The sequence below is a fragment of the Pseudoalteromonas sp. B131b genome, assembly GCF_037162545.1.
In the GTDB taxonomy this organism is placed as follows: domain Bacteria; phylum Pseudomonadota; class Gammaproteobacteria; order Enterobacterales; family Alteromonadaceae; genus Pseudoalteromonas; species Pseudoalteromonas fuliginea.
Genome location: NZ_JARLUZ010000001.1, coordinates 3045764 through 3056883, shown reverse-complemented (window position 1 = coordinate 3056883; position 11120 = coordinate 3045764). Strand labels below are relative to the sequence as shown.

The window sequence follows — 11120 nt, the reverse complement described above, 5'->3', positions numbered from 1 at the left end:
TATTTCACAAAAAATAAATGAATTGATTATTTTGTTATACAATACCTCAGCCTTGTCTGAGGTATTTTTTTGTCTGTATTTTAATAGAGGATTATATTCATGTTTTACGATTTAGCTCGCCGTTTTATGTTTACCCGTGATGCGGAGTGGGCGCATGAGTTTGCTCTAAGTAACCTACGTCGCTTCGCTAACACACCGTTAAGTGCCGCTTGGTCGCAAAGTATTGCAGACAAACCAGTTAATTTTTTAGGCCTTGAATTCAAAAACCCAGTTGGGCTTGCTGCAGGGCTTGATAAAAATGCTGAATGTATAGATGCATTTAGCCAAATGGGCTTTGGTTTTATCGAAGTCGGTACGGTTACACCGCGCCCTCAAGTGGGTAATGATAAACCTCGTATTTTTAGGTTGCCAGAGTCAAATGCAATTATTAATCGCATGGGGTTTAATAATAAAGGCGTTGATAACTTAATCGCTAACGTAAAAGCGGCAAAGTACAGTGGGATACTCGGTATCAATATTGGTAAAAATAAAGATACACCTAATGAGCAAGGTAAAGATGACTACATTTACTGTATGCGTAAAGTATTTGAGCATGCCTCATACATTACGGTAAATATTTCATCACCAAATACCCCTGGACTTCGTGATTTACAATATGGTGCAGCGCTTGATGATTTACTGCAAAGCCTTAAAAGCGAGCAACTTGATCTAGCAGCTAAACACAATAAGCAAGTTCCGATGCTGATAAAAATTGCGCCGGATCTGGATCAAATACAAATAGAGCAAGTAAGTGAGTCACTTTTAAATAATAAAATTGATGGTGTGATTGCAACTAACACTACACTTGAACGAGCTGCAGTTATGGGGCAGCAATATGCAGAAGAGGCCGGCGGTTTGTCAGGTCACCCTGTTAGAATGCGCTCTACAGAGGTCGTAAGCGAATTAAAGCGTTTAACACAAGGTAAGTTGCCAATCATCGGAGTAGGCGGTATTGACGATGCTACATCTGCAAAAGAAAAGTTAGATGCAGGCGCAAATTTAGTTCAAGTTTATACTGGGTTCATCTACAAAGGTCCACAATTGGTAAAGACGATCGTTAACGGCTTATAAGGATCAGTTATCTAAGCTTTTGATCGTTCGATAAATGTTCTAAGCAAGCATTTTAAAAATGGTCAGAAGCCGTTATACTCTAAGCAACGTCTAATTATTTTAATAAACCCAAGGAGGAGTAAATGTTACAAGCATCAAAGCAATGGCAGTGGATTGCTTGTCCTGATAAAAACCGTTTATTACTTGATTTAAATGACGATATGCAATTATGTACGCCTTATAAGTTAAGACAGTTAACGGATTCTGTTTTTAAGAATCCACGCTTTAGCCTCGAAGATGCGGCATTTTACGAGCAAGTTTATAATTACCTTGATGGATTTGAATTGTGGACTGCGGCTCAAGTTTGTCAAATATCGCTAAATGCGACCGCTGTTAAGTATCACTTAAAGCCCGTTTTAGCAAAAAGTTGGTTTTTTGAAGAATACACCGGGACAGAGCCAAGCGTAGAGGCAATAGTAAAATTAACATCTAAAGCGCAATCGGGTGATTTCTTAATTGTAGAGCACTGCTCTGATGCATCTATTTGTTTGAATCTAAGTGAAACATTTAAATTGGACGAAAACTTATCTTTAGCACAATTTGAAGTAATCCGTATTTTGAATAATCGAGTCCACCCCATCCTAAATCAGCAATACCAAAGTCAAACCGCCTAAGGTCTGCTGATCTTTGCGGATTGAAATTTGTTCAAACTAGGGGCTATTTAATCGCGGCGCGAGATTTGTAACCTAGTGGGCTCGGTAACTGCTCCTTCGTTACCATACTGGCTTACATCCATGTAAGAATAAGTAAAACCGAGCAAAGCTTCCGCGTCCTGCTCACGCCCCTTACCTACACCCACTTAGGCAACAAAGAGTAAATAGCCCCTAGGAAGAACCGTTTGGGCAGCGCCTGTTTGGCTTTAATGCTACGTTATCGCCCATTTATGGGGAATGACTACACTGCATAGGCTCTGCCTTGCCTAAATACCAAACAGACTGCTGCAAATTTAACCTTGAAAGTTCAACAGACCCTCATCAAATTTAAGTTTTTAAGCGTGTCTTTATGGCGTGTATGTCACTCAACCTATGTTATAATCCTGCGCAATTAGCTATTAAGGGTTATTACTTTGCAATTTATCGCACTTACTTCTATCGGAATCGAAAATTTATTGGTTGATGAATTAACAGAGCTTGGCGCAACTGTGTCTAAGCAAACTGTTGGTTCTGTTCGTTTTGAGGCTGACTCATTACTGGCGCAAAAGGTTTGTTTATCAAGTCGTTTTGCAACGCGTGTGCTTATGCTTATTGAAGAAAAAGAAGGCGTAGATGACAAAAATAGCCTGTATAATTTTGCGCGATCGCAACCTTGGCAAGAGTGGTTTGGACCTACTCAAACATTCGCTGTCGACTTCAACGGTACCAATGACTCATTAAAAAACACACAATTTTCTGGTCTTGTAATAAAAGATGCGATTGTTGATTATTTTAATGATTTATACGAGCAGCGTCCCAACGTTGATAAGCAAGACGCTAACGTACGTGTTGTTGCACGACTAAATCGTTACGGCGTTTCTATGTATATTGACTATTCTGGCCCTCGTTTGTCTGAACGTGGTTACCGTCAAGGCCAAGGTAAAGCGCCAATTAAAGAGCACCTAGCTGCTGCACTAATTAAGCGAAGTGGTTGGCTTGATAATGTAAAACAGCCTTTATTCGATCCATGTTGTGGTGCGGGTACTATTTTAATCGAAGCGGCCGGCATGGCACGAAACGAAGCGCCGGGATTATTCCGTGAAGGCTTTGCTTTTGAACGTTTACCCAGTTTTAGAGCCGCTAAGTTTAAAGAACTTAAAGAAGAGTTACTTGCTAACATTACCGACCCTAAATTGTGGTTAATTGGCCACGATTACGATGAACAAGTTTTAAGTAAAGCGATTGATAATGCCAAACGGGCTGAGCTTGATGATGTTATTAAGTTTAAGCAAAGTGATGCCACTAAGCTTACAGCCGTTGCTAAGTTACCTGGTGTGGTAATTTCAAACTTACCTTATGGTGAGCGTATTGGTTCTATGGCTGAGCTTGTTGATTTACACCGTAATTTAGGTGTTGGCTTTAAAAAGCACTTTAATCATTGGAAACTTGCCTTACTGGGTATGGACGAGAGCTTATTTAAACTTTTAAAACTTGTGCGTCTTAAGCGTTATAAGTTTAAAAATGGCCCACTTGATGTTGAACTCAACTTATATCAATTAGATGATAAGCAAGTAAGTTTGACCACCGATGATAAAAAAGCGCTTAATTTTGAAGGCTCTACGTCATTCGCAAATAGATTGAAAAAGAATAAGCAAGGCTTAAAAAACTGGCTTAAACAAAATAAAGTAGACGCTTATCGTGTTTATGAAGCGGATATCCCTGAGTACAATGTTGCTGTAGATATTTACGGTGATTCAGCGGTTATTTTTGAATATGCAGCGCCTAAAGAAATTGATGAAAAAACATCAGAAAAACGCCTGCAAGACGTAATAACATTGACTTCGCAACAACTTGATATCTCGCCTGAAAATATTGCTGTAAAAGTGCGTAAAAAGCAAAAGGGTGAAGACCAGTATACGGCCATGTCTAAACAAAACCGAACTATGGTAGTTGAAGAGTTTGGTGCTAAGTTTAAAGTTAATTTATTTGACTACTTAGACACAGGTTTATTTTTAGATCACCGTTTAATGCGTCGTTATATTCAAGAAAATGCAAAAGATAAACGCTTTTTAAACTTGTTTGCATACACAGGTACTGCCTCTGTGCATGCTGCACTTGGTGGCGCTAAAGCAATTACAACAGTTGATTTATCTAAAACCTATTTAAAATGGGGCCAAGATAACTTCGATTTAAACAATATCAGTAATACACGTTACCGTTTTGAACAAGCAGATTGTTTAAAGTGGTTAGAGCATGCGACAGCACAATATGATTTGATATTTTTAGACCCTCCAACGTTCTCAAACTCAAAACGTATGAAAGACGCGTTTGATGTGCAAAGCGATCACATTAAATTATTAACGTGGGTTAAAAAGATTTTAAGTCCATCAGGTACTTTGATTTTCTCTAATAACAAACGTGGTTTTGTAATGGATGAAGTTGGCCTGATTGGTTTAGGTTTAAAAGCCGTTAATATCTCAGATAAAACACTATCACCAGACTTCAAACGTAATAAAAAAATCCATAATAGCTGGCTAATTACGCATGGCTAAATGGATTTTATATCATACTGATGGTTGCCACTTGTGCGAGCAAGCTGAGCAATTTATCACTGATGTACTAAATGACAACAGTGAGTTATTACTAATCGATATTATGACTGATGAGCAGCTTATTGCTGAGTATCAAATTACTATTCCTGTATTAAAAAGTGAAAAAGGCGAGAAATTATATTGGCCTTTTACTTTACACTCTGTGCGCGAATTTTTAGCACAAGCAGAATAAGAGCAAATAAGAACTATGGATTTAATTAGAATTTTAAAAGCACAACTTGCTTTTGGTACACATGCTTTGCTTAACAAAGCAGATGCGGTTATAGAAAGTGGCGAAAGAGTGTGTGTGGTTGGCCGAAATGGCGCGGGTAAATCAACGTTATTAAAAGTACTTGATGGCCAAGTTGTTTTAGATGATGGTGAAATAAATCAGCTTGGCGGAATACGAATTTCACGCTTAGAGCAAGATCCACCAAAAGGTGCAAGTGGAACAGTATTTGATTACGTTGCGCAAGGTATGCCAGAAATTGCTAATTTACTCATTGATTTTCACCATGTAAGTAATGAGTTACAAACAGAGTGTAATGATAAGTTATTAAACAAACTTGAGCGTTTATCAAACCAATTAGAAGCTGCGGATGGCTGGCGCTTTGATAGCCGAATTCAATTAGTATTAACTCAATTAGAGTTAACACCAGACGCTAAACTTGAGTCTCTTTCAGGTGGTTGGTTACGTAAGGTGGCACTTGCTCGTGCACTTGTTAGTGAGCCTGATTTATTACTTCTTGATGAGCCAACAAACCACTTAGACATGGCAAGTGTTATGTGGCTTGAGCAGTTTTTAAAAGAATTTAAAGGCGGTATTGTATTTATATCGCATGACCGTGCGTTTATTCGTGCTGTTGCTACGCGTATTTTAGATTTAGATCGCGGTAAACTTATTTCGTACCCAGGTGATTACGCGACTTATCTAGAGCAAAAAGCGCATGATTTAAAAGTAGAAGAAGCGCAAAATGCATTATTTGATAAGCGTTTAGCAGAAGAAGAAACGTGGATCCGCCAAGGTGTTAAAGCGCGTAGAACACGTAACGAAGGGCGTGTTAGAGAGTTAAAGCAGCTACGTAATGAGCGTAAACAACGTGTTGATCAAGTTGGTAAAACTGACTTTAATATTGAAACAGCAGACCGCTCTGGTAAATTAGTATTTGAAGCTCAGCACCTTTGCCATGCATTTAAAGACAAAGTTATTGCTGATGATTTTTCGACACTTGTTATGCGTGGTGACAGAATCGGCTTAGTAGGTCCAAATGGTATTGGTAAAACAACACTATTAAAACTAATGTTTGGTGATTTAGAACCAGATAGCGGCATAACTAAGCAAGGTGTTAATTTAGAATTTGCTTACTTTGATCAGTACCGTGAAAAACTTGACGAAGAAGCAACAGTTCAAGATAACGTTGCCGAAGGTAAACAAGAAGTGATGATGGGCGGTCGTTCACGTCATGTTTTAGGTTATTTGCAAGACTTTTTATTCCCGCCAGCACGCGCTCGTACACCGGTTAAAGCACTCTCTGGTGGTGAAAAAAATAGACTGCTATTAGCTAAACTGTTTTTAAAACCATCTAATATACTTGTTCTTGATGAGCCAACGAATGACTTGGATATTGAAACGTTAGAGTTACTCGAGGACATTATTAATCAATACCAAGGTACAGTGCTGATTGTAAGCCATGACCGAGAATTTATTGATAATACATGTTCTAGTGTATGGGCATTTGAAGGCAATGGTAAAGTAACAGATATCGTTGGTGGTTATAGCGACTATGAAGCCTATGTTAGTTACTTAGCTGAACAAGAAAAAAATTCAGCAACAACCAGTAAAAAAAGTTGAAAAAGTAGTAACTCCAGCTGCCAAACCTGCAGCTAAGACAAATAAACTCTCTTACAAATTAAAACTTGAATTAGAGCAACTACCGAATAAAATGGAAAAACTAGAAGCTGAAATTGAAGCTCAACAAGCTGTAGTGAGTGACGCAGACTTTTTTAAACAAGAGAGTGATGTAACAACTAAAGCATTGAACCATTTAGCACAACTTGAGTCTGACCTTGAAGCTGCCCTTGAGCGCTGGGAAGAACTTGAAGAATTACAGAATCAGTAGTAAGGACTAAAATGAAATATAAATTACTCGCTGCCAGTATTTTAGCGACATTAAGCACTTCAGCAATAAGTGCGACATATCAATTAACTGAGTTAGGGTCTTCTGAAAACGCTAAACACTCTTACGTTACCGATGTTAGTGAAAGCGGCCATATTATTGGTGTCGCTAATGGTTTATATAATTTACCAATTGATACAAGCTATATAGATTTTTCAGAAAGTATTATCAAGAATAGTTACAGTAATACAGAAGATGCATTTGAGTTAAGCGATAAAGTAATTACCTTTACGCTTGATGATATCGAAAACAATGATGCTGTTGCGACTAACTCTGACGCTCATAGTTTTATGATTAGCTTTTTATCATCGATTTCTACAAATTTTGAGTATCAGAAAATAAGTTCATTAATAGGCGTTAATTTTAATGATTCTACTTTAACAGAGCAGCCTTTATTTGATATAGCTTCAGTTGATTACGATGGATTAACGCGCTCTACTACGAATTTGTATAATGCTGTTAGCGAAGATGGTGTTTCAGTTGGTTGGGGCAGTGCACCCTACGATAAAGTTTTATTCACTCCTGATGGAGATGACGAAGCTGAAACATGGTTCACTCATGAATTTATAGAGCGTGGGATTGTAATAAGTGCTGATGGCAGTATAAGTGTTGAGTTAGAACCTGAATTCAATGAATATGGCGGCACAAGCCGCGCTAACGACATTATTAAAACAAATAGTGGTTATACTGTAGTAGGTAACGTTTCAACTAGTATACCAGTTGAAATACAAGATGATATTGATGATGGGTGTGATAATGAAGATGAACCTATATCAGTATGTGTTAATTTATTAAATTCTAATTTTTCACGAGGCTTATTTAATAAGCGTGCTGTTAAATGGGAACTTGATGAATCGTTAAATATTACTTCTGTCGAAGAACTTGGTTTAGCACTGACACCTGATGAAGGTGAAACTGAAGATGATGCATTTATAAGTACTGCACTTGCGGTTAATAGTAATGGTGTTGCTATAGGTTCATCGCATACGCGATACTACAAAGATGATGACATTATATTAACCATGCCCGTTTATTATAAAGATGGTGCGGTAGTTGATTTTATAAATCAAGAAGATGATTGGCAAGGCGGTAAAGCATTAGCAATAAGTAATAATGATGTTATTACGGGTTATGCTATTAAACGAATTGAAGGAACACTTCGAAATAAGTTTTTTTATCATGATATAGCAACAGGCAATACGGTATTTCCTACTGACTATTTTTCTAGTTCAAGTTCTTATGGTAATGATATAAATAGCCAAGGTTATATTGTTGGGGAAGGTGAGGTAGGTGTTTCAGATAGCTCACGTCGTAAAGAGGCATTTGTATATAAGATTGGCGAAGATAAAATAACCAACCTAAATGACTTATTACCATGCTATGAAACTGATGGTGAGACAAATTATGCTTATACAATGGCTGAAGCTAAAGTAATTAACGAAAATAATGAGATTTTTGGTGTAGCAACCAAAACAGTTGAAAAACGTGATTCGTTAGGTGGAATTGTTACTGATATTGAAGGCAATATTGAATTTGAAAGTGTCGCAGTTGCAGTAAAGTTAACTCCTATTGCTAATGGTGAAGTTGAAAACTGTGCACCTCCTGAAGCAGAAGTTTATGAACGTAACTCTGCGAGCTTTCCTTGGTTCACATTATTATTACTCCCCTTAGTTGGCATAAGACGTATATTCCGTTTTTAATTAACTAAAGTGATTCGCATAAAAAAATCCCAACTTCATTAAGTTGGGATTTTTTTCGTCTATAGTAATTAGAGCTTATAAATATTTGGTTATTTGTTGCGTGTTGCCCACGCTTTGACTACCGAACGTCGCCAAATAATATCTATACTAAAGTAAGCAATTATGCTCGCGATAGAGGCGCATACCAATGAGCCAATTAAAAAAGCGGGTCCAATGGTTTCTATACTTTCTAGAAACCAAGCCCAGCTAGGTTCAAAGGCAAAGTGTTGCTCTGGCTGGTTTAAAATTAATGTACCAACTAAATACGAACCGTAGAATATAGGGGGCATAGTTAATGGATTTGTAAGCCAAACTAAAGCAACCGAAATAGGTAAGTTAACTCTAAATACTATAGCTCCAGCTGCGGCTAAGACCATTTGAAAGGGAACAGGGATGAAAGCAAAAAATAGCCCAACAGCAAATGCTCCTCGAGCGGACCGTCTATTTAAGTGCCAAAGATTTGCATCTTGCAAAAGGTGCCCAAAAATTCTTAGATATTTATGATGTCTAATTTTATTTGGATCAGGTAAAAATCTTTGGATCGTTTTTTTAGCCATTTAAAGCAACCATTTACATCAGTGTGGATAAGTCTTGGGTTTGTAATTGGCTGTATCGCAACCGTATTTTATTATCAAACTCTCGAATTTATAATATTCACAATATCAGTCCTTATTGTGAGTTTGTATTTTAAGCCGTTTTTAAATGTATTGTTAGGCTTTATTTGCGCTATTTGTTGTGTATCACTGCATTATTATACTTTTTATAATTTTGAAAGCCCAAAACAGGATGAAAAGTATGCATATGCAGCTGATCTAATTGTCGAAGATATAATTTCAAATAAGCAACCTCAATACATAAGAGTAAAAATAATAGAATTTGATACTGCTCAATACGCATATTTTAGGGCACCGAGTGCAATGCTAAGTGTGAATTCTGAACAAATACTTTTTGTTGGTGATACTTTTAAAGCAACAATAGCTATAAAAAACTTTCGAAGTACTAAAAATTTTAATGTATTTGATAACGAGAGATATGCTTTTACACAACGAATATTTTTTAAAGGAAAAATACTCAATAAAGAACTTATTGTTGCGCGTAATAAAAAACACAACCACCTTATAAATTATAGGGAATATATAAAAAGGACTTACAGTAATACAAAACTTAGATGGCTATATTATGCACTATTAACGGGTGATAAGTCGTTAATGAGCTTTACAGATAAACAATTAATGCAATCATTGGGGTTGAGCCATTTACTGGCAATATCCGGATTACACATCGGGTTAATATTTGGTTTTTGCTATGTAATTACGCGATTTTTATTTAAACAAATAAAATACGCTGGTAAGCAGACTAAAAACCTGTCTGTTATTTATAGTCTAGTTGGCTTTATTGGATCGTTTATCTATGTATATTTGAGTGACTTTTTAGTTTCAGCTACACGCGCCTTAATCATGCTTGGGTGTTATTTAGCACTCTACTTTTTGGCAAAACAACCATTACGTTGGCGAAGTATTTTATATGCACTTGTTATTCTGCTTATAGTTAATCCTTTTAATGTATTAAACGCTGGGCTGTATTTCTCGTTTATTGCTGTGGTTATTATATTTCTAGTTGTTAAGCAAATACCGGTTTTTAATACATCATTTCTAAATAAGGTCGTTGCATTAACTGTCGTTCAAATTGCTTTATTTATTGGTTTATTACCAGTTTCATTATACTTCTTTAATGGCGTGAGCTTAGTTGGTTTAGTACTGAACTTAATTGCTATCCCATTACTTTCTTTAGTCGTTATGCCTTGTCTAATTATTATCACATTTATTAGCAGCTTACTTGATATAGGCATGATTATTAGTGTTTTTGATGAAGGCTTAAGTTATTTATTTGAATGGCTATTGAAAATACCTAGTTATATTCGTTGGTTAAATATAGGTAATATTGACGCTATTGTTGTTGTTTTTTCATACATTACTATTTCGATTTTTTATTTAGTACCATATAAATGGCTAGCAGGTGTCCCATTAAGTGTCATATTGTTTAACTACTTAATAGTGGATAAGCCAAAATGGCAATTACATGTTTTTGATGTAGGACATGGATTAATGGTGCTAATAGAAAAAGATAAACATGCACTAATTTATGATTTTGGGCCTAGTTATTTCAATCGTTTTAGTCGTACCCGTAGTATTTTACTGCCCTTTATTGAGTCAAACAATCTTACTGTATCAACAGCTATTTTAAGTCATGAAGATAACGATCATGCGGGCGGTGTAGATCATTTTATAAAAGCAGGCTACGAAACTCGTTTTACCACATTTCATCCCCATAACTTACAAGACACTTGCAAAGTAACCAAAATAGATATTTTTGGCCTTCAAATTGAAAGCTTTAAAACGTTAAACTTCAAAAATGAGAATGATGATTCATGCGTTATTCGTGTTGCTGATAAAACCCACAGTGTTTTATTAACGGGTGATATATCTAAACAACGAGAGTTGCAATTATTGCAAGAGAACTATTTTTTAAAAAGTACCGTTATGCTAAGCCCACATCATGGTAGCGATACATCGTCTAGTAATGAGTTTATAAGTGCTGTAAATCCTAAAATTGTTGTTCATTCTAGTGCTTACAAAGGACAATGGCACTTCCCGAAGGAGGAGGTTGTTGATCGTTACGACAAAATAAATGCAACTCAATATGTGACAGGTCAACAAGGACAAATAAGTATTGAATTTTACAATGATAATGTTCGAGTAAAAGCGGCTCGAGAGGATGAAAGTTACTGGTTTATCAAAAATTGACGTTTTGTTTTAGTGTCCCTAAGGATAC

Annotated in this window: 7 protein-coding genes and 1 pseudogene; 7 read left to right on the top strand and 1 reads right to left on the bottom strand. The window is 36.5% G+C overall.

Annotated elements, in window-relative coordinates; all coding sequences use genetic code 11:
* The first annotated feature begins 99 nt into the window (after nucleotides 1-99).
* From pyrD to P4S65_RS14060, 6 genes and pseudogenes are all read left to right on the top strand, one after another.
* A complete protein-coding gene (pyrD, locus tag P4S65_RS14085; protein WP_033039014.1) occupies nucleotides 100-1110 on the top strand; it encodes a quinone-dependent dihydroorotate dehydrogenase in 1011 nt (336 codons plus the stop codon).
* Nucleotides 1111-1232: 122 nt separating this feature from the next.
* The gene (locus P4S65_RS14080; protein ID WP_007375733.1) at nucleotides 1233-1763 is read left to right on the top strand and encodes a cell division protein ZapC; all 531 of its coding nucleotides are present in this window, start codon (nucleotides 1233-1235) and stop codon (nucleotides 1761-1763) included.
* Nucleotides 1764-2215: 452 nt separating this feature from the next.
* On the top strand, nucleotides 2216-4333 hold the full coding sequence (gene rlmKL, locus P4S65_RS14075; RefSeq protein ID WP_007375734.1) for a bifunctional 23S rRNA (guanine(2069)-N(7))-methyltransferase RlmK/23S rRNA (guanine(2445)-N(2))-methyltransferase RlmL: 2118 nt from the start codon (nucleotides 2216-2218) through the stop codon (nucleotides 4331-4333).
* Nucleotides 4326-4565 (top strand): glutaredoxin family protein, encoded by a 240-nt coding sequence (locus tag P4S65_RS14070; protein ID WP_337120414.1) that lies wholly within the window; start codon nucleotides 4326-4328, stop codon nucleotides 4563-4565. Before rlmKL ends, P4S65_RS14070 begins: the two co-directional genes overlap by 8 nt.
* A gap of 15 nt (nucleotides 4566-4580) precedes the next feature.
* A pseudogene (uup, locus tag P4S65_RS14065) lies at nucleotides 4581-6492 on the top strand (ATP-binding cassette ATPase Uup).
* 11 nt (nucleotides 6493-6503) lie between these two features.
* Nucleotides 6504-8249 (top strand): DUF3466 family protein, encoded by a 1746-nt coding sequence (locus P4S65_RS14060; RefSeq protein WP_337120413.1) that lies wholly within the window; start codon nucleotides 6504-6506, stop codon nucleotides 8247-8249.
* Between the two features lie 89 nt (nucleotides 8250-8338).
* On the opposite strand, the gene P4S65_RS14055 is transcribed toward P4S65_RS14060, so the two are convergent.
* The gene (locus P4S65_RS14055) at nucleotides 8339-8845 is read right to left on the bottom strand and encodes a DUF2062 domain-containing protein (protein WP_033014898.1); all 507 of its coding nucleotides are present in this window, start codon (nucleotides 8843-8845) and stop codon (nucleotides 8339-8341) included.
* Between P4S65_RS14055 and P4S65_RS14050 the strand changes: the two genes are divergently transcribed.
* Complete coding sequence (locus P4S65_RS14050) at nucleotides 8825-11092, top strand: DNA internalization-related competence protein ComEC/Rec2 (RefSeq protein WP_337120412.1); 2268 nt, start codon at nucleotides 8825-8827, stop codon at nucleotides 11090-11092. The two genes, P4S65_RS14055 and P4S65_RS14050, sit on opposite strands and share 21 nt — an antisense overlap.
* The last annotated feature ends 28 nt before the right edge of the window (nucleotides 11093-11120 follow it).